At 66.3% G+C, this 22,475-nt stretch carries 18 protein-coding genes; 2 read left to right on the plus strand and 16 right to left on the minus strand.

The annotated features are described in order from the left end of the window. Positions 1–173 precede the first annotated feature (173 nt). The 3 genes from Q5064_RS09995 to Q5064_RS10005 form a co-directional block, all read right to left on the minus strand. On the minus strand, positions 174–974 hold the full coding sequence (locus Q5064_RS09995) for an SDR family NAD(P)-dependent oxidoreductase (RefSeq protein WP_302964323.1): 801 nt from the start codon (positions 972–974) through the stop codon (positions 174–176). 208 nt (positions 975–1,182) lie between these two features. Further along, positions 1,183–1,983, minus strand: coding sequence for a YebC/PmpR family DNA-binding transcriptional regulator (locus tag Q5064_RS10000; RefSeq protein ID WP_016309126.1), 801 nt, complete (start codon positions 1,981–1,983; stop codon positions 1,183–1,185). 145 nt (positions 1,984–2,128) lie between these two features. Then, positions 2,129–3,589, minus strand: coding sequence for a response regulator transcription factor (locus Q5064_RS10005; protein ID WP_302964325.1), 1,461 nt, complete (start codon positions 3,587–3,589; stop codon positions 2,129–2,131). Between the two features lie 307 nt (positions 3,590–3,896). Here Q5064_RS10005 and Q5064_RS10010 point away from each other — a divergent pair, with 307 nt between their 5' ends. Beyond that, on the plus strand, positions 3,897–5,696 hold the full coding sequence (locus Q5064_RS10010; protein WP_302964326.1) for an FAD-dependent oxidoreductase: 1,800 nt from the start codon (positions 3,897–3,899) through the stop codon (positions 5,694–5,696). Positions 5,697–6,042: 346 nt separating this feature from the next. Here the strand turns inward: Q5064_RS10010 and moaC are convergent, their stop codons facing one another. The 9 genes from moaC to Q5064_RS10055 all read right to left on the minus strand — a co-directional run bounded on the left by moaC (position 6,043) and on the right by Q5064_RS10055 (position 16,330). Next, positions 6,043–6,543, minus strand: coding sequence for a cyclic pyranopterin monophosphate synthase MoaC (moaC, locus tag Q5064_RS10015; RefSeq protein WP_302964328.1), 501 nt, complete (start codon positions 6,541–6,543; stop codon positions 6,043–6,045). A 2-nt stretch (positions 6,544–6,545) separates the two neighbouring features. Then, a complete protein-coding gene (gene moaA / locus Q5064_RS10020) occupies positions 6,546–7,550 on the minus strand; it encodes a GTP 3',8-cyclase MoaA (RefSeq protein ID WP_302964329.1) in 1,005 nt (334 codons plus the stop codon). Between the two features lie 129 nt (positions 7,551–7,679). Next, a complete protein-coding gene (locus tag Q5064_RS10025; protein ID WP_302964331.1) occupies positions 7,680–9,242 on the minus strand; it encodes a LuxR family transcriptional regulator in 1,563 nt (520 codons plus the stop codon). 63 nt (positions 9,243–9,305) lie between these two features. Continuing rightward, positions 9,306–10,034, minus strand: coding sequence for a ferric reductase-like transmembrane domain-containing protein (locus Q5064_RS10030; RefSeq protein WP_302964332.1), 729 nt, complete (start codon positions 10,032–10,034; stop codon positions 9,306–9,308). Positions 10,035–10,038: 4 nt separating this feature from the next. Further along, positions 10,039–10,767 (minus strand): molecular chaperone, encoded by a 729-nt coding sequence (locus tag Q5064_RS10035; RefSeq protein ID WP_302964333.1) that lies wholly within the window; start codon positions 10,765–10,767, stop codon positions 10,039–10,041. A 271-nt stretch (positions 10,768–11,038) separates the two neighbouring features. Beyond that, the gene (locus Q5064_RS10040; protein WP_302964334.1) at positions 11,039–11,650 is read right to left on the minus strand and encodes a 4Fe-4S dicluster domain-containing protein; all 612 of its coding nucleotides are present in this window, start codon (positions 11,648–11,650) and stop codon (positions 11,039–11,041) included. Continuing rightward, positions 11,650–14,529 carry a molybdopterin-dependent oxidoreductase gene (locus Q5064_RS10045; RefSeq protein ID WP_302964336.1) on the minus strand — a complete coding sequence of 960 codons (2,880 nt, stop codon included), beginning with the start codon at positions 14,527–14,529 and terminating at the stop codon, positions 11,650–11,652. The genes Q5064_RS10040 and Q5064_RS10045 overlap by 1 nt, the downstream gene beginning before the upstream one ends. 16 nt (positions 14,530–14,545) lie before the next feature. Beyond that, positions 14,546–15,334 carry a hypothetical protein gene (locus tag Q5064_RS10050; protein ID WP_302964338.1) on the minus strand — a complete coding sequence of 263 codons (789 nt, stop codon included), beginning with the start codon at positions 15,332–15,334 and terminating at the stop codon, positions 14,546–14,548. A 570-nt stretch (positions 15,335–15,904) separates the two neighbouring features. After that, positions 15,905–16,330 (minus strand): molybdopterin-binding protein, encoded by a 426-nt coding sequence (locus tag Q5064_RS10055; RefSeq protein WP_302964340.1) that lies wholly within the window; start codon positions 16,328–16,330, stop codon positions 15,905–15,907. 266 nt (positions 16,331–16,596) lie between these two features. Between Q5064_RS10055 and Q5064_RS10060 the strand changes: the two genes are divergently transcribed. Continuing rightward, complete coding sequence (locus tag Q5064_RS10060; protein WP_302964343.1) at positions 16,597–17,538, plus strand: helix-turn-helix transcriptional regulator; 942 nt, start codon at positions 16,597–16,599, stop codon at positions 17,536–17,538. Positions 17,539–17,625: 87 nt separating this feature from the next. Here the strand turns inward: Q5064_RS10060 and Q5064_RS10065 are convergent, their stop codons facing one another. From Q5064_RS10065 to Q5064_RS10080, 4 genes are all read right to left on the minus strand, one after another. Continuing rightward, positions 17,626–18,732 carry a sulfate/molybdate ABC transporter ATP-binding protein gene (locus tag Q5064_RS10065; protein ID WP_302964345.1) on the minus strand — a complete coding sequence of 369 codons (1,107 nt, stop codon included), beginning with the start codon at positions 18,730–18,732 and terminating at the stop codon, positions 17,626–17,628. Continuing rightward, positions 18,729–20,216 carry a molybdate ABC transporter permease subunit gene (modB, locus tag Q5064_RS10070; protein WP_302964347.1) on the minus strand — a complete coding sequence of 496 codons (1,488 nt, stop codon included), beginning with the start codon at positions 20,214–20,216 and terminating at the stop codon, positions 18,729–18,731. Before modB ends, Q5064_RS10065 begins: the two co-directional genes overlap by 4 nt. A 150-nt stretch (positions 20,217–20,366) precedes the next feature. Beyond that, on the minus strand, positions 20,367–21,299 hold the full coding sequence (gene modA / locus Q5064_RS10075) for a molybdate ABC transporter substrate-binding protein (RefSeq protein ID WP_368389103.1): 933 nt from the start codon (positions 21,297–21,299) through the stop codon (positions 20,367–20,369). 168 nt (positions 21,300–21,467) lie between these two features. Beyond that, a complete protein-coding gene (locus Q5064_RS10080; RefSeq protein WP_302964352.1) occupies positions 21,468–22,364 on the minus strand; it encodes an acetamidase/formamidase family protein in 897 nt (298 codons plus the stop codon). Positions 22,365–22,475: the final 111 nt, after the last annotated feature.

The following is a 22,475-nucleotide window of genomic DNA, read 5'->3' on the forward strand; positions in this document are numbered from 1 at the left end:
CCAGCCGCTCTTATCGGTGGCGGAACACCTTGCATAAACCAGCCGCTCTTATCGGCGGCGGAACACCTTGAATGACGCCAGTGTGCTGTATTACAAGCGAGAAATCAAGGGTGTTTCCGAAAACCGTCGCAGCATTCCACGGAAAGGTGCTGCAAGGTCTCCCAGGAGCTCGCTTACGGGCGCAAGCCCATGCCACCTTCCAGGGTGAGGGTCTCGCCGCTCATGAACTTGAAGTCGGGGTTGGCAAGCTGCACCACCACGCGGCCGATCTCGGTCTCCACGTTGCCGTAGTGGCCCATGGGGGGCATGTGCACGTTGGCCTCGAAGGCGTCGGGATAGGCCTCCTGGAAGTTCTCGAGCGCTGCAGTCCAGGCCAGCGGGCACACCACGTTCACGTTGATGCCGTCGGGGCCCCACTCGGTGGCGGCCACGCGGGTCAGGCCGCGGATGCCCTCCTTGGCCGCCGCGTAGGCGCACTGACCATAGTTGCCGAACAGCCCCGCGCCGCTGGCGAAGTTGATGACCGAGCCCTTCGTCTCCTTCAGGTGCGGGTAGCACGCCTGCATGTAGTAGAAGGTGGCGTACAGACCCGAGTAAATGGCCAGGTCGAACTGATCGGTAGTGTGGTCGGCCAGGGTAACGCCGGAAGCGGAGGCCTGGGCGTTGTTCACCAGCACGTCGATGCGGCCGAACTTCTCGATGGCCAAATCCACCACGTTCTGCACCACGGCGGCATTGTCGGCGCCGGCGTTCACGTCGGCGGGCACCACGAGCACCTGGATGCCGAACTCGGCCTCCAGCTTCTCCTTGGCCGTCTCTAGCTTCTGCACGTTGCGGCCGGTGATGACCAGGTTCGCGCCCTCCTTGGCATAGGCGGTGGCAATGCCGTAGCCGATAGAGCCGGCGGACCCGTCCTTCAGCGCCGCGAAGCCGGCGCCGGTGATGATGGCGGTCTTATCTTCGAGAAAACCCATGGAGCCTCCCTTGTCGAATGGCGGGGCGCGCCCCCGGCGACATGCCGCTCGCGCGCTTACGTGTCCTCACCCTACCAGATTTCCCCGCGCCGATGTTTCCGGAATGTTGCGCGGGCTGTCCGCGCCCCCGAAAGGCACCACGACAAAAGGGGCGCCGAGCCTGAGCCCGACGCCCCTTGCAGGTGCACGTTGTACGAGGTCGTGCGCTTTACTCGTCCAGCGCCTCGGCAATCTCGTCGGTGATGTCCATGGTGTGGTACACCGCCTGCAGGTCTTCCAACTCCTCCAGCTTGTCGATGAGGCGCATGACCTTCTTCGCGTCGGCCACCGACACCGCCGAGGGCGTGTTGGCGATCATGGTCATCTCGGCGCCCTTCACAGCCACGCCCTGAGCCTCCAGCTCCTTCACCACGGCCATGAGGTCGCTCGGCGCGGTGTAGACGATCCACTCCTCGTCGGCGTCCTCGTAATCGTCGCCGCCGGCCTCGGCCACGGCGAGCATGAACTCCTCCTCGTCAGCGGCGGCGCCGTTGGGGGCGATGGGGTTCTTCTTGTCGCCGGTCTCCACTTCCTTGGACACGATGATCTGGCCCTTGCGGTCGAACTGGAACGCCACCGAACCCGAGGTGCCCAGGTTGCCGCCGGAATGGGAGAACGCCGCGCGCACATCGGCGGCGGTGCGGTTGCGGTTGTCGGTCAGGGCCTCGCAGAGCACGGCCACGCCGGCCGGGCCGTAGCCCTCGTAGACCACGGTCTCGTAGCTGGCGGCGTCCTTGCCGGAACCGAAAGCCTTGTCGATGGCGGTCTTGATCTTGTCCTTGGGCATGGAATAGCCCTTGGCCTTCTCGATAGCGGCGGCCAGCGACGCGTTGTTGTCGGGGTTCGGGTCGCCACCCTCCTTGGCCGCTACGGTGATGTTACGAGCCAGCTTGGAGAACAAGGCCGAGCGCTTCGCGTCCTGCGCGGCCTTGCGGTGTTTGGTGGTTGCCCACTTAGAATGCCCTGACATGGATACGTCCCTTCAAAACACGAATACAACAGCGGCTCATGGTACCACAAGGGGCGCACCCCTGGAAACACCCGCACCGCGCTGCACGGATTTTCTACGGCTCACCAGCCGACCGCAGGAGGCCGGCTTCGCGCGCTGCGGAGCCCTATCCCTCGTCCACGCGCTCCAGCAGCTCCTCGCGGGAGCTCACGCCGATCTTGCGGTAGATGGCCTTCACGTGGGTGCGCACCGTGCTCTCGGAGATGACGAGCGTGCCGGCGATGAAGGCGATGCCGTGGCCTCGGCCCAGATACCCCAGGATCTCCCGCTCGCGCGGGGTGAGCGATGCCTCGTCGGCGAGCGCCTCGCAGCGGGCGGCCACATCGGGCACGCGCCGGGGCGCCGGACGGCCCGGCAGCTCGTCGGCGCCATGGCCGGCCGCATCCGCAGCGGCCCCCTCCTCGCCAGCCGCCGCCCGCGAGGCGCGCCACAGCGACACCAGCGCCTCGCCGATGAGCGCCACGAAGAACAGCGTACTCACTACTAAAAGCGCCGGGCCGCCCTCCTGCTCCTGGAAGGGAGGGGTGGCCGCGGCGGCAACGCCCAGGATGGAACAGGCGGCGAAACCCGCCACGGCCACGCCGTAGACGAACCCGCAGGGCAGCTCGCCGCCGTGGGCGAGCGCCACCAGGCTCGCCAGGGCCAGGATGGCCAGCATGCCGAAGAACACGTAGGTCAGCCACGCGGCGAACCACAGCGGAACCGTGCCGCCGGGGAAGCTGTTCAGGAAGATGAGTACGAGCGCGAAGGTCGGCAGCACGAGCCGGTAGATGACTGGAAGCAGCGGCCGGGTCGAGCGCACGAAGCACAGCGGCACCACCACAAGCGCCCCCAGCACGCACCCGAGCACCTCCATGTGCATTACGTCGAACAGGATGAACTTGCGCGCGCCCATGAGAAAGGCGAACACCATAAGGCCCGCGAAGGGCATGGCCAGAAGCTGCGCCATGGTGGCAAGCCCCCGGCGCATCGTGAGCCCGGCGGGCGCCGCATCAAAGGCGCGCCCCTCGGCCGGCCCAGCGGCGCCCCCGCGCCACGCAAGCTCCCCGCGACGAGCCTTCCAGCAGGGCAGAAAGCAGCTCAAAGGCAAAAGCACGCAGAACACGAGCAGGCCCACGGCGAAGGTCACCGACGAGAGCAGCATCTCCAAAAGCGAGGAGAGCCCCACCATGACCGCCACCCATAAAAGCGCCTGGCGCAGGTTGTACTGGGCCATGTAGGCGCCCCAGGCCACGGCGAGCTCCACCGTGCCCACAGCCAGAAGGGCGCCCGCGGCCACAGCGGCCCCGAAGGCAGCGAAGCCGGGTACCGCAGCGGCCAGAATAAACAGCCCGTAGCCGGCCAGGTAGCACACCGACCCCGCAAACACCCACCCCTGTCCGAGCATCTGGGCGCGGCCGGCGGGCCGGGCGGAGAGCCATGCGGCGAGGACGCCGGCAACGACCGAGCCGCCAAGCAGGGTGTTGGCGAAGGGCGCCATATAGGCGGCCGCATCGTACACCCCGGTCTCGAAGAGCAGATGGTTCGGGGCGTAGACAGGCAAGGTGACCAAGAAGGCCGCCAGCATGAGCGTTTCCAATTTGAATGACGAGCTGAGATGCAACGGCACAACCCTCCCCGGTTCACGTCGCAGCAGATCGCTGCCTAGTATACCCAAAGTTTCCGATATGGGACGTAACCGTTCCGTTATCTTTTCAAATCGCCTGTGATCTGGGGTTTAGTCGTATCTACCCCAATTCCGCGAGGGACGTTTTCCTCCAAATACCCCGATTCGACGATTCCCCGCGCCCCCGACACCGTGCCACCATGGGGCCATCGCGGGGCAAGAGGCACCGCGAGGCAACATCCCCGACACCTAAGGGAGGACAAGGGAAATGAGCAAGGAGAATCTGAAGGGCATGTCCCGCCGCTCGTTCATCGGCATGGGCGCGGTGGCCGCCGCGGCCGCCGGCGTCGCCGGTCTGGCCGGCTGCTCGCCGGCCGCCAACAGCGGCAGCGCCGAGGGCGGCGCCAGCACGGCCGGCGAGGCCGAGGCCCAGGGCGCCGGCGCGAGCGACGTGCACATCCACAACGTGAAGGACACCAGCTGGATGACCCCGCCGGCCGAGGTGACCGACTTCGCCAAGGAGATGGACTGCGAAGTGGTCGTCTGCGGCCACGGCTTCGCCGGCATCACCGCCTGCCGCGAGCTGGCCGAGCAGGGCAAGAACGTCATCCTCATCGAGAAGCAGCCCGAGGATACCTACGCCGCCGTGGGCAACGAGTTCGCCGCCCTGAACGCGGCTATCCTGCAGGAGCGCGGCGTGCCGCATATCGATCCGGTGGAGTTCTACCAGAACTTCATGAAGATCACCTCGAACATGCCGAACCCGTCTCTGGTGATGAAGTTCGCCCAGAACTCCGAGGCCAACTCTAACTGGTACCTCGACCGCCTGACCGAGGAGGACTTCGCCACCATGACGACGGCCTTCTTCCCGCCCACCGAGCACCAGCTCTCCGAGCTGTCGGGCATCAAGTTCTGGCCGAGCGTGTGCTCCTTCTACGGCGAGTGCAACCAGACCAAGATCCAGATGTACAACCAGGCCGCAGCTGAGGAGAAGGGCGCCCAGTTCTTCTTCGGTACCACCGCCGAGTACATCATCATGCAGGACGGCGCCGTGGCGGGACTTGTGGCCTCCGACGCCGACGGCTACGTGAAGATCAACTGCAAGGCCGTGGTCTGCGCCTGCGGCGGTATGGGCGGCAACCCCGACATGATGGCCTACTTTATGCCCGACATGGCCCAGGCCCTGGTAGAGGGCGAGGAGCTGAACTCCATGTCGGCCAACGACGGCCGCGGCGTGCAGATGGCCTACTGGGCCGGCGCGCACCTGGAGACGACGCCCATCCCCGGCATGAACATGAAGGGCCTGTCGGTCCCCGGCAAGATGAACTGCCTGCCCCAGGCCTTGTGGGTGGACGAGTCTGGCAAGCGCTTCACCAACGAGTTCTACCCCACCAGCGAGCAGCGCGGATACCAGACCACGTTCATGAGCCGCAAGACGAAGTACGCGGTGGTGGACAACAACTTCACCGAGTACCGCCAGTACACCCTGCCCCAGCACGCCGGCTTCGACGCCACCGAGGCGAACATCCAGTCGCTGCGCGAGTCGATGGATACCGCCTACGCCAAGTTCCAGGGCACCTATGAGGAGCCGGAGCAGGAAGAGGGTCAGGGCGGCCCCGGCGGCGGTGGCCCCATGACCCAGGTCGAGTGGATCGCCGACGACACCCTTGAGGGCCTCGCTGCCCAGATGGGACTCGAGGGCGACGCCGCCACCGCGTTCATCGAGCAGGTCGAGCGCTACAACGGCTACTGCGAGGCCGGCGTCGACGAGGAGTTCGGCCGCGCCACCGAGGTGCTCTTCCCGGTGAAGGACGGCCCCTTCTACGCCTGCACCTTCGACCCGGTGCTCGGCGAGACCATGGTCACCATGGGCGGCATCATCACCGACGGCGAGCAGAACGCCCTCGACGCCAACTACGAGCCGATTCCGGGCTTGTACATGGCCGGCAACGACTGCGGCCGCCGCTTCGGCACCGAGTACATCACCCCCATTCCGGGCGTGTCCCTGGCCTTCGCGCTGGTGCTCGGCCGCGAGTGCGGCAAGTCCGTGGCGAAGTTCCTCGGCTAGTAATGCCAGTGGGCCGGGGCGTCGCCGATACCAGCCGCGCCCCGGCCCGCCCGATACGCCATTCCCGCTGCGGGACCTTCTCCCTCCCGGACCCGCAGATAACCAACAAAGCCCCCGGCCGTCCCTCCCCGGCCGGGGGCTTTTCTTCTACGAATATCACGACCGCACTCGATCGGCCGCCTCTCGCGGAGCCAAAATAGGGGCCTTTGTATGGGTAAGTTCCTTCTAGCTTTTATCCCGCACACCTATGATCAGGCATTTTGCAACTCCACGCAAAAGTTTGCCCTAACATACCCATACATTAGGGCCGTTTTTGGCTCGCCAGCTATCCAGATTAGCGGCGCCCCTACTCCTCGCGGAGCCAGAGGCCCGTCTTGCCGCCGTCCTTCTTCAGCAGGCGCACGTCGGTTATCTCCATGCCGCGGTCCACCGCCTTGCACATGTCGTACACGGTGAGGCACGCCACACTTGCCGCCGTGAGCGCCTCCATCTCGATACCGGTCTTACCCGTGACGCCGCACGTCGTGGTCACGTGAATGCCCACGCGCCCGTCGGCGCGCGCACCCTCGCGCACCGGCGCGCACTCCACCTTGGCCTTCGTGATGTTCAGCGGGTGGCACATGGGAATAAGCTCGCTCGTCTTCTTCGCGGCCATAACGCCGGCCACGCGCGCGCAGGCGAGCACGTCGCCCTTGGCGGCCTTGCCCTCCACGATGAGCGCGAGCGTCTCCGGTTTCATGGAGATGAAGCCCTCGGCCACGGCCACGCGCTCGGTGTCGGCCTTCTGCGACACGTCCACCATGCGCACGTCGCCGTTCTCGTCGATATGGGTCAACTGATCGGTCATTGCTATCCTCCTATTTGGCTCATATTCCGCTCGGTGCCTACCTTGTCGTGGTGCTCGTCGGGCTTGGCGCCGAGGGCCGTCAGCAGCACGTCCCGCGCCGCCGCGTCGTCGCCGGCACGCAGGGCGGCACGCACGTCGTACTCGTCGTCGGAGAACAGGCACGGCCGCACCTTTCCGTCGGCGGTCACGCGCAGGCGGTTGCACTCGCCGCAGAAGTGGCGCGAGAGCGGGCTGATGAAGCCCACGGTGCCCGCCGCCCCCGGGAACTCGAAGTAGCGCGCCGGCCCCCAGCCCACGGGCTTGCTCGAGCGCGACGCGGGCACGAGCGCCGGCAGCCCGGCTGCGGCGGCCTCGGCGCTGATGCGCTCGATGAGCTCCTCGGAGGGAATCACGTCGGCGGCACCCCAGCCCGTGCCGCCCTCGCCCTCGGCGTTGCCGACGGGCATGTACTCGATGAAGCGCACGTGCAGGGGGCGATCCAGCGAGAGCTTCGCGAAAGCGAGGAAGTCCTGGTTCAGGCTGCGCACGGTAACGGCGTTCACCTTCACCGGGGAAAGCCCCGCCGCGAGGGCCGCGTCGATGCCCGCAAGGGTGTCCTCCAGCCGCCCCACCCGCGTGATGGCGCGGAACTGCTCGGCATCCAGCGTGTCCAGCGAGATGTTCACCCGCGAAAGGCCCGCGGCTTTCAGATCGTCCACCATGGCGGGCAGGAGCACGCCGTTGGTGGTCATGGACACGTTCTCGATGCCGGGAATATCGGTGATGGCGCGCACCAGATCGACCACGCCCTTGCGCACCAAAGGCTCGCCGCCCGTGAGGCGCACGCTCCTAATGCCGAGGCCGGCGGCCACGTGCACCAAGCGCTCGATCTCCTCGATGCGCAGGATCTCGTCGTGGCCCATCTGGCACACGCCGTCTTCAGGCATGCAGTACACACAGCGGAAATTGCAGCGGTCGGTCAGCGAAAGGCGCAGATAGTCGATCACGCGCCCGTGGGAATCTTTCAAGGCTCTCCCCCGTCTCTTCTCTTGGCGCATCATTATAGACGAGCGCGAATAAAGCGCAACCGGGAACGCCGCGCGCCCGCGCACGGCCGTGCGCCGCCCACGCAGCTGGCCGTCCCGAAAAAGCCCGCGCTATTCCCCTGCCGTGGCCTCGTCCACGAGTCCGATCAGTTCCTGGTGGGAGTGCACGCCCAGTTTCCCGTAAATGTTGCGCGTGTGCGTGCGCACGGTGTTCCACGAGATGTGAAGCTTGCTCGCCGTCGTGGACGAGTTGTAGCCCATGGCCAGACAGCGCAGCACGTCGGTCTCGCGCGGCGAGAGCTGGTGGGTTTCCGCCAGCTGGTCGATAGCCGCCCCGAAGCGGCCCTTGCGCACCGGCTCCTCCGCAGAGCCGTCGGCCTCATCGCCCGCGGCCAGGTCCTGCCGCAGCAAGTCGCCGAGCGAGGGCGCGCCCTCCTCTATGGGGGCGAACAGCTGATCGAACTCGCGCTCGGAGAAGATGATGAAGGCGCAGGCGAGCACCACGAGGGCCATGGCCATATAGGCGAACGACTCCCCGATGGCCCCGAACAGGGAGCCGAGCGCCTGCACGCCGAACAGCCACCCCAGACCGCTACCGAGCAGATAGGCGCCGTAGCCGTAGCCGAACACGACCACGGCCGAGATGCGGCGCTGGTACACGATGAAGGCGAGCGTGCACCACAAAAACAGCTCGAACACCACGCTCGCCAGAGACACCACCTGGGCCAGCACCGTGTGCACCACGGTCACGAGCGGAAGGCAGGCCACCAGCGCCACCGATGCCACCATCACGACGGAATAGGCCTTCCCGAAATTCAGCTTGTCGCCCTCGGTCCCCACGGCGGCGCAGGCAAGCGCCGCCGCCAAAACCATGCGCACGAGCATGACGAACCTCGAGCCGTCCAGCGTGGTGCCGATGGGAGACACGGCCACCACCGAGGCGTACACCGACGACACGATGCACGAGAACACGAACACCACGGCCAGAAGCTTCCAGAACGACCGCGGAAGGGCCGACCGGGAGACGACGCGGCCGCCCGCGGGAACAGCCTCTTCGCTGTAGCGCGAGAGCGAGGCCATGCAGCCCGCCAGCAGGGGCAGCCCCACGAAGGCCACGATACCGGCCAGGGCCGGGCCGCCGGCCGCCGGCCCCCAGGAGGGCGACCCCACGACGATGAAGAACGCGCAGGCCACGAGCACCTGGGAGAAGGCGACGTAGGCGATCACCTGACGCGGCGGCAACGCGCCGTAGATCTGGGCGCAGCGCAGAGCGATGACGCCCAGTCCCGCGCCGAGGCAGAAACCGCCGATGCGGAAGAGCACATAGATGGATCCCGAGGGGAGGAGGGCCATCAGGTAGTAGGGCCCGATGGCGATGATCAGAGCGTTGCCCGCCGCGGCCAGCACGCCGGCCGCAATCGCCGCCCGAGGTCGGCGCAGCGCCTCCCTCACACGGGGAGCCGCGAACGTGGCGGCCAGCAGAACGACCCCGGCGGCCAGGGAGGCGTAAATGTAGAGCGACGACAAATTCGCGCCGTCAACCTCGGTGTCCGAAAGCCATGCCGTTCCCGAGCTGGCGATGTAGATGGAGGCGAGCCACGCCCCCAGCGACATATACGGCAGCGCCGGCCAAGCGCGGACGAGCTTCGCCAGAAACACCCGAGTCGCGGTCATATTCCTCCCCCTTAGCGGCAGAGGGCCCCGCCGTCGCAGAGCACCTCCCGTCGTATCGTCTCGCTACGCCACCGGTTCGAGCTCATCGGCGAAGACCGCCTTGGCGCGGACTTGCTCCTCGGCCTCGCGCCGATCGGCCAAGGCCCGCCCCACGCGGGTGAGGCCGTAGGCGACGAACACCACCGAGTACACCGCCACCGACGCCGAGGAGGCCGCGCCGCCGTGCAGGGCGGAGGGCAGAAGCATCAGCAGCAGGTGCACGTACACGAGCGCGAAGAAGGGATAGGCCAGCTTCTGCACCCGCTTCCAGGTATCGGTGCGCATGCGCTTCTTCACGAAGGCGAACGACGTCACGCCGAGCACCACGAGCAGCACGAGCAGCACCACGGCCAGAGCGAAGGAGGCCACCACGTTGCCGCTCACCGCGCCAGAGCCCAGAAGACGCGGCAGGTAGCTTTCCAGGTACACCGCCATGTGCCCGAGCGAGAGGAACCACGCCACGATGGACAGCTCGCTGCGCACCGGCTTGAGCCACTTGCAGGCGCGCCCCTCCCGGGACAGGCAGCCGATGAACATGACCACCGTGAACAGCGCGAGCGCCAGCTCGCATTTCTGGACGAGCACGAACAGCGGGCTCCACACCGCGCGCGGCAGCCCGAAGAACACGCCGTACACGTACAGCACGTCCACGGCGATGGCCGCCAGGTAGAAGGCGAGCGGGCACGCCTTCAGGGGATTGCGCAGCGCGAAGCACGCTGCCGCCGACACGGCGAGAATGAGGGCGAAGTCCATGACGCTACCTTTCTCCCAAGCGCTGCTCGAGCTCCACGGCCATGGAGTCCAAAAGCTCGGCGTCTTCCAGGAAGAAGCCCTTGGACACCTTCAGCACGCCGCGGTAGAAGCGCGTCTCCAAAAGCAGCAGGGCCAGATCTTGGAACGTGTCGAACCACGACAGGATGTGGTCGGCCAGAAACGCTCGGGACAGGCGCACCTGGCGCAGGGCCTCGGCGTCGTCGCCGGCCTCGAGCGCCGCCGCGATGCGGTCGGAGACCACCACGAGGAACTCGCACATGAACGACAGGTGGTCGTGGGGGAAATCGTAGCCCTCGGCCTTGGCCACATGGTTGGCCTTGTACAGCTGGAACACCTCATGGTAGGCGTCCTGGAACATGAGCCCCTCGTCGCTCGTGTGCACGCTCTCGTAGGGCACCGCGTAGCGGCCCTTCCACGACGAGGTGCCCGCGAACGCGCTCGTGAAATCCACGGCCAGCTCCTGGCGGGTGCCGGAGTTGCGCTTGCGCAGGTAGCGGCTCATGTCGTTCAGCCCGTCGGCGAACAGCTCGTTCACATCGGCATACTCCGACCAATCGGTCTCGGCGATGTTCTCGATCTGCTCGGCGGAAAGCGGCCGGAAGTAAATGGCCGCCAGCATATCGTAGAAAGCCGCCCGCCCCCGGCAGGCCGCGATCATCTCCTCGGTGATCTCGGCGTCGGGCGCCTGGCCCTCTTTCAGCTGCTCCTCCATCGATCCCTCTCCTCACGTCGTCGGTTGCTCCCATTATAGCTGTAGCGCAAAGGCGCCGTCCTCGCCCGCCCGGCTGTGGCCGGGCCGCCTGAAGGCGATCAAGGGCGGCGCCTTTGCCCTGCACGGGACCGCGCGCTCGCCGCTGCGGCCCCCGCCTGCGCCCCGAAGGGCTCCCGGCCGCCGAATGGGAGGGAGGGGGGCGGCCGGGAAGCACGGAACATGAGGGGCGCCCGCAGGCTGGATGCGGCGCGCCCCTCGCGCGGTAGGCAGGCTACTGCTTCTCGTAGCGGGTGACCTCCACGGGCTCCTCCTGCCACGCGGCGGTCTTCTCCGAGAGGATGTAGACCGTCGTGGGAGCGAGGCTCGCGGGATCCCACAGGTAATGGGTGTTCTCGCCGGCAGCGGCCACGGCCTTGCTCGCCGCACTCTCCGGGTCATCCAAGTCGCCGAAGATGCGGGCGCCGCAGCAGCAGTTGTGCACGCAGGCCGGCTCCCAGTTCTCATCGTTGCGGCGCTGGTAGCACAGCGTGCACTTCTCGATGGTGTTGGTCTTCGGGTCCATGTGGCGCACGCCGTAGGGGCAGCCTGTGAGGCAGCTCTCGCAGCCGATGCAGTCCTCGGCGTTCACGAGCACCACGCCGGTCTCCTCGTCGCGGTAGGAGGCGCCGGTGGGGCACACCTCGATGCAGCCGGGGTTCTCGCACTGCTGGCACTGCATGGGCAGCCAGTACATCTCGATGTCGGGGAAGGTGCCCACGGGCCCCACGGCCGACACGTGGTTGCGCATCACGCCGAGGCCCATCTGGTTCTCGTGCTTGCAGGCGGCCACGCAGGAGTCGCAGCCCGAGCAGCGGTCCAAATCGATGACAAGCGTATTTTTCATTAGAACACATCCTTCGTCTGAGCTTCAGCGTACATCTCCTGGGTGGGCATGAAGGGCTCGAACTCCTCGGCCTCCACCCAGATGTTCTCCGGGCGCGTGGACTTCTCGATCTTCACCGTGAAGCCGCGGTTGGTGTAGGAGCCGTACACCTCGTTGAAGGGGGCGTCGTTCTTGGTGAGCACGTTCACGTTGCACTCGCGCCAGCCGCCGGTGGGGTTGGCCTGGGAGGCGTCGTAGCACTCGGGGTTCCAGAAGCGCTCCATCCACACGGTCTTGGGGTGGACGCCCTCGGTCAGGTAGGCGCGGGCGTGCACCTCGCCGCGACGGCTCGTCACCTTCACCCAGTCCATGTGCTCGATGCCGAGCTCGGCGGCGCTGGCCGGGTTGATGCGGATCTCGGCGCAGGGGAACAGCTCGCGGCTGAACGGCGCATGGCGCATGGTGCCGTGGTGGAAGTAGGGCACGCGGCCGCTCGTGAGCACGAAGGGGTACTCGGCGTCGTAGCCCGGCATGCCCTCGTACGGGCTCTCCACCGGCTCGATGGGCACGCAGATGGGGCTGTAGTCGTCGCAGGCCTCCTGCGGCTCGGGATAGCAGAACGGGTACCCGTTACGCGCCAGCTTCAGCAGGATCTGGCAGTAGGTCTCCACCTTGCGCGATTCGGTGCCGAAGCCCGCGGGCAGACCGTCGTCGGCAATCTCCTCGTGCTGGTTGTACTTCCAGTAGTCGGGAGTGATATGCGGCACGTACTCGTCCACGTTGGCCTGCAGCGTCTCCCAGTCGGGGGCGCCGAGCGTGTCGGCCACGCCCTGCTTGACCGCTGCCTCGGTGGGGCTGCCCAGATAGGCCGTGCCCTCGCCGAGCTCCAGACCGCCGGGAATGTGGCCGCCCCACATCTCGCGGCACTTCTCGACCACCTGGGCGGCCGGAATGGAGTGGGACACCGTCTCGCCGATGTGCACGCACTCGTTCTGCAGCCACTGGGTGTCGAGCTGGCTCATGTTCACCATGGGCTCCTCCAGCCACTCGCGCAGCGGGAAGACCAGGTCGGCCGCCTCGATGTGGAAGGAAGTGAGGTGCGGGTACTGGCCGATGATGTAGTCCACCTCGGGGAACACCTCGTACCACGACTTCGCGTTGCCGAGCATGGCCAGCTTGTTGCCGGACATGTCGAACCACACGCGGGGCTTGTAGGGCTCGCCGGTGGCGATGGCGTTGCGCACCGTGGGGATGTGGGAGTGGCACCAGGCGTAGAGGCCCTTGTGATCCTTCATGCCCAGGCGGTCCTGCAGAAGCTTGTTCAGCGTCTTCTGCGACTCGGGCATCGCCTCGCCCAACTCCTTGATGCGCGCCTCGTTCTCGGCGTCGGACATGCCGATGACCGCGCCCACGCCGTACATGTCGGAGAACATGCCGTCGAAGCCGTTGTTGTAGGTGAGCGGGCGCGTTGGCGCAGCGACCTCGCCGGTGGGGCCGAAGACGCCGGAGGCCTTCTTGGTCATGGTCACGCCGGGCTTGTTGATGCGGCCCATGATGGAGTCCAGGCCCATGCAGCCGAGCGGCACCTGGGAGGCCGACTCGGTCATGTCGGAGGCCACGCCGTTGGCGATGCCGCCGTTGTTCTCCACGTACAGCTTGATGGCCGCCTCGATCTTATCGGCCTGGAGCCAGCATTCCTCGGCGGTGCGCTCGAGCGTCCAGGGCTCGGCCTCCTCCTTGTAGATCTGGCCGGCGGTCTTGTAGGTCTTGCCGTTGAAGTCGCCGGTCCAGAAGATCTCCGGGTCGACGGCGGAGTCGGCCGGCGCGGAGTACTCGAAGGGAGCCACGGCGTTCGTATTCAGATCGAAGCACACGTAGGCCGGGGTGTTCTCGGGCGTCGTCTGCTGGAAATCGGGGAACAACTCCTGGGCCTTTACCGGCAGCTTGGTGTCCGGATCGATGAGGAAGGGCAGGTTCGTCCAGTACTTCGTGAACTCCTCGTCGTAGAGCTTGTTCTCGAAGATGTAGCGGAACCAGCTCAGCAGAAGCTTCGTGTCGGTGCCGGGGCGCACGGGCAGCCACACGTCGGCCTTCACGGCATCGGGCGAGAAGTTCGGGTCCACGACCACGGTCTTCACGCCGGCGGCGCGAAGCTCCGCCATGCCGCGGCCCGACTCGGCCGTCTCGGACACCGAGGGCTGGGCGCCCCAGATGACCACGATCTCGGTCTTATTGTCCTCCACCTTGAAGATCTCCTGCACGGCGTTATCGGCGATGGACTGATCGTCGCCGCCGTAGAAGAGCTTCGACATGGACCAACGGGGCAGGTAGCACTGGGCGCAGCCCGGCTCGAACACCGTGGGGCTGCCGAAGGCCATGGGAAGCGTCATGGCCTCCATGAACGAGTAGGACCCGCCGCCGCCCACGCTGGCGAAGAAGGCGTAGTTGCCGTACTGGTCGATGGCCTCCTTGATGTGGGTGGCCGCCTCGGTGATGGCCTCGTCCCAGGAGATGACCTCCCACTTGTTCTCACCGCGCTCGCCGGCTCGGCGCAGCGGGTGCAGGATGCGGCGGGGGCTGTACATGGTGTGCAGCTGGTTCAGGCCCTTGATGCAGAGCGAGCCGCGCGAGACCGGAGCCTCGGGATCGCCCTCGAGCTTCACCACCACGCCGTCCTTCATGTAGGCGATGGCCGGGCACATCTGGATGCAGCCGTGGCAGCTCGTGCGCACGCGCGTGAGCCCCTCGGTGCTCGATACCGCCTCGCCGGTGCCGGCGAGATCCTCCTCGGGGGCGGCGTCCTGCATGCAGCCGGCCATGGAGGCGCCCACTGCGGCCGCAGCGCCCGCCAGCGCGGACACCTTGACGAAGCTGCGCCGTGTCAAACTGGTCTTTGACATAGAATTTCCTCTCCTCTTACTTTAGTTGCTCTGCTTGTCCGTGTACCTTCAGATCTTCCAGAAACTCCCTTCCCTCCTCGGTCAACGTCCAACCATCTTTCCAAACCAGAGCGCCTGCGCGCTCGAGCTTGTCTACGAAAACTGAGGGCTGCATTACCTCCGCGCGTCCGTCGATGACGGTCTGCAGCGCGGGACGCCCGTCCAGAAACACCTCTATGTCGCGGTAGGGCCGCGCCTCGGCGGCCACGAATTCCAAAAGGTCGCGGTAGGTGTCCGCCCGGGTGGGATCCAGGCTCAGCAAGTCCACCAGGCGGGCGGAGGGCTTGTTGTACTCGACGAAATAGGCGCCCACCTCAGTGGTCTTGAAGGAGAGGGCGGCCACCAAATCGTCGACCTCGTCCTCGGTGAGGCCCTCTTTCTGCGCCGCCGTCACGCGCTCGCCGGCCTCGTCGCGCTCGATAAGCTCCAGGCCGTAGGCCTTCGCGAGCGAGGTGATCAGGTAGTACTGGTTCTGCGTGGCCAAGTTGAACTGGGGAAGGCCCGCGATGAAGTCCTCCGCCTCGCGCAGAGGGCGCTCCTCGGCGCAGAAGGCGAGCGTCTTGTAGAGAATCTCGCGGTTCAAAGGATGCCGCATCACCGTGCGGTTGAGCGCGGCGAGCTTTTCCTCGAAGGTGAGCTCAGCGGCGGCCGGCAAGTCCTCGGCGCTGATCGAGCGGTCGTCGACGGGCGTCTCCTCGGCATCAGAGGACTCGTCGAAATCTCTGGAAACCGTCAATGCCTCGGAATCAAATCGAACATCAGTCATAATGTGCGCGCATCGAGCCGATGCGCCCCTCCCCTCTTTATGCGACTCTCCTCATACCGCCGCCTCGCAGCCTCCGCAATCTTGCGGAGCGCTCCCCCGAGGCGACCCTCGTCATGGCCCCTACTATAGGCGCACGGTTCCCGGCAAGACCACCCGCAGACTGTCTGAAATTGGCGAAATCGTTGCGAAATTCCTCACGCAGCATGGGTGAGTGATACTGTTGATCAGGGAAAACTCATCGCACTTTTTAGGGAGCCTACGCCAATCGCCGCACAGCGCCGCCTCCCTAGTACGAGGCGGCCCCTTTCGCGAGAGAGGCCGCGCCGCGCCCGCAATCGGGCACAGTTTCCAACTTTTCCAATATTATTCTTGACTGAGTATAATTAACCGCTATACTAAGCGTTGTTGAGAGAGGTCGGTAACTCCCCCTCACTCGCCTCTCTCCTCCTCTTCTCTTATGAAACGGACTCGCTTCCCCCCTCGCGAGTCCGTTTCGATTTATCCCGGAAACAGAAAAGGACAGCCGCCACCGCGACCGTCCCTCCCGCAAAGCCGAAAAGAGATAGAGGTCTACTCCACGCCCACCATCACGTCGGTGGACTTGATGACGGCGAGGGCCTTCTCGCCCACCTTGAGGCCGAGCGCGTCGATGGCCTCGTTGGTGATGGAGCCCTTGACGCGGGCACCGCCGGGCAGCTCCACGGTCACATGCCCGTTCACAGCCCCCTCCTTCACCTCCACGATGGTGCCGGCCAGCTGGTTGCGGGCCGAGAGCTGCGCGATGCGCTCGGAGCCGGCGGCGAACATCACGCTGCTCGCCTTGATAATGGCAACGCACTCCTTGCCGGCGGCCAGGCCCAGGTCGCGAATGGCGTCCATGGTGATGTCGGCCTTCACCACGTCGTCGCCGACCTTGATGGCGACGACACCGTTGACGGCGCCCTCGGTCACGTTCTCGACAGTGCCCTTGAGCATGTTGCGCGCGGAAATCTTCATGAGTCCTATCCTTTTCCCGAACGTTCTCGTTCGATCATGGCGGCACGAGCGCCGCCGGTTGCTCCGGCGCCTCAAGGCGCCTTGTTGACATCGCCCAGTATGCGACTGTGAACGCGCCGGCGGCCGCTCGCCAAAGGGCGCCCACAACTCTCGTCCCGCGCCGTCCCCCTTCGTCCCGCCATCATGCCGTCCCGCTCCGTTGTTATATTATTCTTACTGAACTATAATAGCTGTCAGGAACACGAGCCCCCGACCCGAGGAGTACGATGATCAACGAGGAAGCCCTCCGCGCCCAGGACGTGGCCACCATGCTCCATATCGGGAAGAACGCCGTCTACGCGCTGGCCAAGGCCGGGGAGCTGCCCTCGTACCGCCTCGGCCGCAAGCTGCTGTTCAGCCGAGACGACGTGGCCGCCTATCTGGCAGCGGCCAAGCAGGGCGATGCCGGCGCGCCGAAGGGGCGCCCGGCAGCGACGGTGCCCGCAAGCCTCCCAGGCGGCAGCGGCGAGGGCGCGGCGGTCATCGCCGGCTCCGATATGGCGGCCGACGTGCTCGCCAACTACCTGAACGCGGCAGGCGTACCGGTGCGCCGCCAGTGGGAGGGCAGCTACCAGAGCCTGGTGAGCCTGTACGAGGAGCGCGCCGATGCGGCGCTCGTGCACCTCTACGACCAGCGCAGCAACAGCTACAACGTCCCCTATGTGCAGCGGCTCGCGCCAGGCGCGCCCGTGGTGGTGATGCACCTGTCCCGCCGCCCCCAGGGGTTCGCCGTGGCAGCGGGAAACCCCAAGGCCATTGCCTCCTGGGGCGCGCTGCTACGGACCGATGTGCGCGTTGCGAACCGGCGGCGCGGCACGGCGGCGCGCATCCTGCTCGACGAGAAGCTGCTCGCCATCGAGGCGGTGCCGGCCCAGATTCCCGGCTACGGCCGCGAGGCGCCGAGTGCGCTCGCGGCAGCCGAGACGGTGGCGGCAGGCGCAGCTGACGTGGCCATCGTGCAAGAGCATATCGCCCGCACGGTTCCCGGGCTCGATTTCGTCCCCCTCCAGCACGAATGGCTCGACCTCGTCATCGCCAAGCGGCCGAGCACCCGCAACCTCGTGCGCTGCTGCAAGGCCCTCATCGAGGAGGGCGGCTTTCGGCGCGATCTCGGCGCCGTCGGACACGGGGACGTCGGCAGCGCCGGGGCCATCGTCTACGAGTGCTGAGGCGCCGCGCGCTACTGGCGACAGGGGCGGCATGGCGACGGGAGGGGTCAGAAAGGGCGGCCTGGCCGCGAGGGTATACCGCACCCCCTAGCGGTTGACCAGGTACACCTTGTCGGGCGGGATGCGGATCCACAGCTCGTCGCCCACCTCGGGAAGCACCTGTTCCGCATCGCGCTTGCTCACGCGCCAGAACAGATGCTGGTGCAGGTAGCTCATCTCGTTGTCGTCGAAGCTCACGGCCGCGTCTTTCGGATCGCGGTCGAGGAAGGCCAAAAGCACCGTGCGCTCGAAGCGCGAGTCGCTCGTGCGGTCCACCCGCATGCGGTAGCAGTTCTCGCCGGGGCCCTCCGCGCGCTCCAGGTAGAAGGCGCGCACGCCGAGGCACGTCACGTCGGCGGCCACCTCCGGCGCGCAGCGCACGCCCACTCCCCACCGGGGCGCGTGCACGCAATGGGGGCCCGTGCGCTCAACGGGCACGGCGTTCTTGCAGCCCGACAGCTTCAGGCCCGCCACCGATTGGGGACGATTCACCAGATCGTCGCCCGAGCCCATCTCCACGATATGTCCCGCCTCCACCACCGCGATGCGGTCGCAGAAGCGCAGCGACTCGTCAATGTCGTGGCTCACGTAGAGGATCGTCCCCTCGTAGGCGTCGAACAGGCTCACGAGGTTCTGCTCGAGCACGCCCTTCAAGTGCGCGTCCAGGGCGCTGAAGGGCTCATCCAGCATGAGGATGCCGGGCCGGGCCGCCAGCATGCGCGCGAGCGCCACGCGCTGCTGCTGGCCGCCCGAGAGCTGCGCGGGATAGCGCTGGCCGAAGCCGCGCAGGCCGAAGCGCTCCAGCTCCTCGGAGATGATCCGCGCCCGCTCCTCCTTGCTCGCCTCGCGCCCGATGCCGGCGCCGATGTTGTCGGCCACGGTGAGGTTCGGGAAGAGCATGTAGTTCTGGAACAGCAGCGCCGTCTTGCGCTGCTGGGGCGTGAGGTTCACCCCCGCCGCCGAGTCGAAGAACACCCGGTCGTTCACGACGATGCGCCCCTCATCGGGCGTCTCGATGCCGGCGATGCAGCGCAAGGTGAGGCTCTTGCCGCACCCGGAGGCCCCCAGAAAGCCCAGGGTCTCGTCGCCGGCCTCGAAGGCCACGTCCAGCGTGAACGAGCCGTAGCTCTTGCGAATATCCACGAGAAGGCTCATCGCGCGCCTCCTTCCACGCCCCAAACCGTGTCTTCCAAGCGCTCGACCGCGCCCTCGCCAAGAGCCGTCCCCGCTGCCGGCGCCTCCGCCCTGCGGGCCGCATCATCGCGCCTGCGTCCCCGACCGCCGCGGCGCCCCTCGCGCGGGGGCTTCGGCGAGCACCCGTCGGCCGGCGCCTTCTCGCGGTAGCGCGTCGTGTGCCGGCTCCACAAGTTGATGAACAGGATGACCATGAAGCTGAACACGATGAGCACGATGGTCCAGAACCACGTGGCCGCCTGGTTGCCGTTCATCCACTCGAAGTAGATGGCGATGGGGATGGTGCGCGTGCTACCCAGCTGGTTGCCGGCCAGAAACAGCGTGCAGCCGAACTCGCCCAGGGCGCGGGCGAAGGCGAGCACCGTGCCCGAGGCGATGGACGACCACGCGAGCGGCAGCATGAGCCGCACGAAGATGCGCCCGTTGGACCACCCGAGGGTGCGGGCGGCATCCAACATGTTCGGATCCAGGCTCTCGAAGGCGCCGCGCGCGCTGCGGTACATGAGCGGGAAGGCCACCACAACCGCGGCGATCACCGTGGCCTGCCAGCTGAAGGCCAAGGGGAACCCCACGTCCTGGAAGAAGCGGCCGAAGGCGGTGTTGCGGCCCAGCAGCATGAGCAGCAGAAAGCCGCACACCGTGGGCGGCAGCACCATAGGGATGGTGAAGATGGTGTCGAAGATGTCCTGGGCGCGCTTGGAGATGCGCAGGGTGAAGTACGCCGCCGCAAGCCCCAGGAAGAACACGAACACGATGGCCACGCCGCAGGTCTTGAGCGTCACCCACAAAGGCGAGTAGTCCATGGTGGCCAAGAAGTCCCCCAGCTGCTCAAGGGGGCCACCCGCGCTCGTGATGACGGCATCGTCGGCGGCCACGAGCACGCAGGAGTCCATCTGGGCCGGCTGCACTTCCGCCTTCACATCGAAGGCATCATCGGGACCGGCGATCACCACGTAGTAGTAGCCCTCCTTCAGCTCGCGCCCGAACTCGAAGGTCGCCTCCCCCACCACGAAGCTCGTCTCGCTCGTGAAGTGCCACGTCTCCTGGCGCGCCAGGGTGAGGTTGCCCTTGGAAAGGCCCGCATCCAGAGGCTCCAGATAGGCCCTCAGCTGCTCCTGGGCCGCCGCATCCGAAAGGTCGATGCTGAACCGCTCGCACCACGCCTGCGGCACGTAGACCACCGCGTAGTCCGCCGTGTTCACGGCAACCAGCATCTCGGGCCCGTCGAGCCGGTAGGTGTAGCCGTAGTACACCTCGTCGATGGCGCGGTTCGATCCCACCTGGGAGCGCTGGAAGCCCTCCACGGCATAGGCCGCGCCCTCGATGCGGGCAGCATCGCCGTCGGCGGAGACATCCACCTCCGGCACCTCGTCGGCCCACGCCGTCGCCGTGCCGAACAGGCACGCGCACGCCATAGCCACGGCGAGCAAGCAGCGTCGCAGCATACCGCTCCTCCTCCATCGGCCCCGGGCTGTACCCGGGCGCCTCGAAACGTCTCCTCGGGCAGCACGGCCTCGCCGGGCGCCCTCCTCACATGGCGAACGGGGCGCTTTGGCCCCGTTCGCACTCGCAATGCTATTGTCTCACAAAAGCGGCTATTCCGTCGCCATGTCGAAGCCCCACTCCTGCCAGATCTTGGCGCAGTCCTCGTCGGTCATGCACCACTCCAAGAAAGCCTTGGCCGCCTCGGCGTTCTCGCTCTGGGCCGTCACGGCGCCCGGATAGGTGATCGCCTTATGGGTGTCGTCCGGCACCACCGAGCAGATGGACACGCCGCCCATGCGGTACACGTCCGAGGTGTACACCATGGCCAGGTCCACATCGCCCGTCTCGGCGTACTTGCACACGTCGCCCACCTTGCCGCCGAGGGTCACCTTGTCCTTCAGCGTATCGGAGAACTCGCCGCCCTTGCCGGTCGCATCGGCGCCGGTCGCGCCATCGGGCTCGATGTAGGCGCCCACGGTGCTGAGAGCCTGGCAGGCGTAGTTGCCGGCCGGCACGTTCTCGTCGCCCACGGAAAGCGTGTAGGTGCCGGCGGCCACGTCCTCCAGCGTCACGTCGGTGTCGGCCAGCTCGCCGCCCTCCTTGGTCACGAACACGAGCTGGTTGGTGAACATGGTGTTGCGCGTGGCCTCGTCCACATAGCCAGCCTCAACGGCATCGTCCATCGTGCCCTTGGAGGCCGTGATGAGGATGTCGGCGTACTGACCGGCGCCGAGCATCTCGTTCAGCGTGCCCGAGGCCTCGTACTGAGTGTCGCCGAAGGTGACGTTGGGGTTCTGCTGGGTGTAGAGCTCCTGGGCCTCGGCCATGGCCTTCGTCAGCGAGTTGGCGGCGAAGATCTGCAGCTCGACCGGCTCGCCCGCAGGCTCGGTCTCCTGCGTCTTCGCAGCCGTCGGCTCCTCGGTCGCTCCGGCATCGGACGCGCCGCCGCTCTCCTGCGCTCCATCGCCGCCCGCGCAGCCGCCGAGGCCGAGAGCGGCCACCATCATCGTCGCCGACAGGGCGGCGAACATCCTCCGGGTCATTTTCTTCATGGTTCCTCCGATACATTTATCCTTGTGCGTGAATAATGCACGCTACCATAGTAGCGTTCCCCATCAATGACCGCAAGAGTTATTATTCACAAAGGAGGATAAATTTCCTGTAAAGAATGGCCCGGATCGAAATCCGGGCCACGTTACAAGTGCAAAGGGCTACAGGGAGAATCCGAGGGAATCCAGCACGTACTTCGGCACCATGAAGCGCACGGTCTTCTCGGGATCCACCATCTGGCACACCTGCACGTCGGCCACGAGCGACAGCAGCATGACCACCTCATCGGCAGGCTTTCCCGTGCGGTCGCAGATGAGGTCGACTATCTCGTGCACCGCGCGGTCGGCGGCAGCGTCCAGGCTCTCCGCCGAGGCGATGATGCCCAGATGCGTCGCGTTCTCGATAACCGGATCGGGTAGCGTGAGCTCGGGAAGCGCCGTGAGCGTCACCGTCGCCCAACCGGCGGCCTCGGCGCCCGACACGCTGATCTCGCCATCCCCCATGGCCGCGTGCATATCGCCGCAGCCGAAGAGCGCCCCGTCCACCGAGACGGGAAAGTACAGGGTGGCACCCGTGGTGATGGCGGTGTTGTCCATATTGCCGCCATGGCTGCCCGGCGTGCCGCAGTTCACCGCATCGCCCGCCGGAGCCACGCCGATGACGCCGATCATGGGGTTCAGCGAGATGCGCAGGCTCTCGTCCCATACCAGCCCATCGCCATCAATGGCGCACAGATGGGTGCTCCACGCATTGAAGCGATCTCCGCAGACCCCCTCGCCCTCTCCCGTGCAGGAGGCGCTCTGCCCGTCGAACTCGATGGCATCGATGCTCACCTTGAGCGCTCCGCCCGCGACGGCGCCCTCCACATAGATCGGGCCGGTGGCGGGGTTGATGTGATCCCAGTCGATCTCGTCGAGCTCGTCGGTAGGCTTCTGCACCTGGTTGCCGAAGCAGTCCTTCGTGCGGATACGCACCGTCTCCCCGCTCGGCACCGTCAGCGCCGGCTCCAGATTCTTATCGAAGGCGTAGAGCACCTTCTCATCGCTCAACTCGATCATGCACTCCTCCTCAAACAAAAAAAGACACCCTATAGGTGTCTTCAATTATAAATGAAAAAGCGCCCCCTGCGAGCGGAACGACCTGTCCTCCCGCGGCCTTGCGCCGCAGTA

Origin of the sequence: uncultured Adlercreutzia sp. (assembly GCF_958431955.1) — a bacterium.
Lineage (GTDB): Bacteria > Actinomycetota > Coriobacteriia > Coriobacteriales > Eggerthellaceae > Adlercreutzia.

Bases quoted from the DNA above. Each gene is read 5' to 3' on its own strand.
- Q5064_RS09995 (WP_302964323.1), bottom strand. From the start codon at position 974: ATGGGTTTTCTCGAAGATAAGACCGCCATCATCACCGGCGCCGGCTTC.
- Q5064_RS10000 (WP_016309126.1), bottom strand. From the start codon at position 1,983: ATGTCAGGGCATTCTAAGTGGGCAACCACCAAACACCGCAAGGCCGCG.
- Q5064_RS10005 (WP_302964325.1), bottom strand. From the start codon at position 3,589: ATGCTGGCGGCCTTCTTGGTCACCTTGCCTGTCTACGCCCCGAACCAT.
- Q5064_RS10010 (WP_302964326.1), top strand. From the start codon at position 3,897: ATGAGCAAGGAGAATCTGAAGGGCATGTCCCGCCGCTCGTTCATCGGC.
- moaC (WP_302964328.1), bottom strand. From the start codon at position 6,543: ATGACCGATCAGTTGACCCATATCGACGAGAACGGCGACGTGCGCATG.
- Q5064_RS10025 (WP_302964331.1), bottom strand. From the start codon at position 9,242: ATGACCGCGACTCGGGTGTTTCTGGCGAAGCTCGTCCGCGCTTGGCCG.
- Q5064_RS10030 (WP_302964332.1), bottom strand. From the start codon at position 10,034: ATGGACTTCGCCCTCATTCTCGCCGTGTCGGCGGCAGCGTGCTTCGCG.
- Q5064_RS10035 (WP_302964333.1), bottom strand. From the start codon at position 10,767: ATGGAGGAGCAGCTGAAAGAGGGCCAGGCGCCCGACGCCGAGATCACC.
- Q5064_RS10040 (WP_302964334.1), bottom strand. From the start codon at position 11,650: ATGAAAAATACGCTTGTCATCGATTTGGACCGCTGCTCGGGCTGCGAC.
- Q5064_RS10045 (WP_302964336.1), bottom strand. From the start codon at position 14,529: ATGTCAAAGACCAGTTTGACACGGCGCAGCTTCGTCAAGGTGTCCGCG.
- Q5064_RS10050 (WP_302964338.1), bottom strand. From the start codon at position 15,334: ATGACTGATGTTCGATTTGATTCCGAGGCATTGACGGTTTCCAGAGAT.
- Q5064_RS10055 (WP_302964340.1), bottom strand. From the start codon at position 16,330: ATGAAGATTTCCGCGCGCAACATGCTCAAGGGCACTGTCGAGAACGTG.
- Q5064_RS10060 (WP_302964343.1), top strand. From the start codon at position 16,597: ATGATCAACGAGGAAGCCCTCCGCGCCCAGGACGTGGCCACCATGCTC.
- Q5064_RS10065 (WP_302964345.1), bottom strand. From the start codon at position 18,732: ATGAGCCTTCTCGTGGATATTCGCAAGAGCTACGGCTCGTTCACGCTG.
- modB (WP_302964347.1), bottom strand. From the start codon at position 20,216: ATGCTGCGACGCTGCTTGCTCGCCGTGGCTATGGCGTGCGCGTGCCTG.
- modA (WP_368389103.1), bottom strand. From the start codon at position 21,299: ATGACCCGGAGGATGTTCGCCGCCCTGTCGGCGACGATGATGGTGGCC.
- Q5064_RS10080 (WP_302964352.1), bottom strand. From the start codon at position 22,364: ATGATCGAGTTGAGCGATGAGAAGGTGCTCTACGCCTTCGATAAGAAT.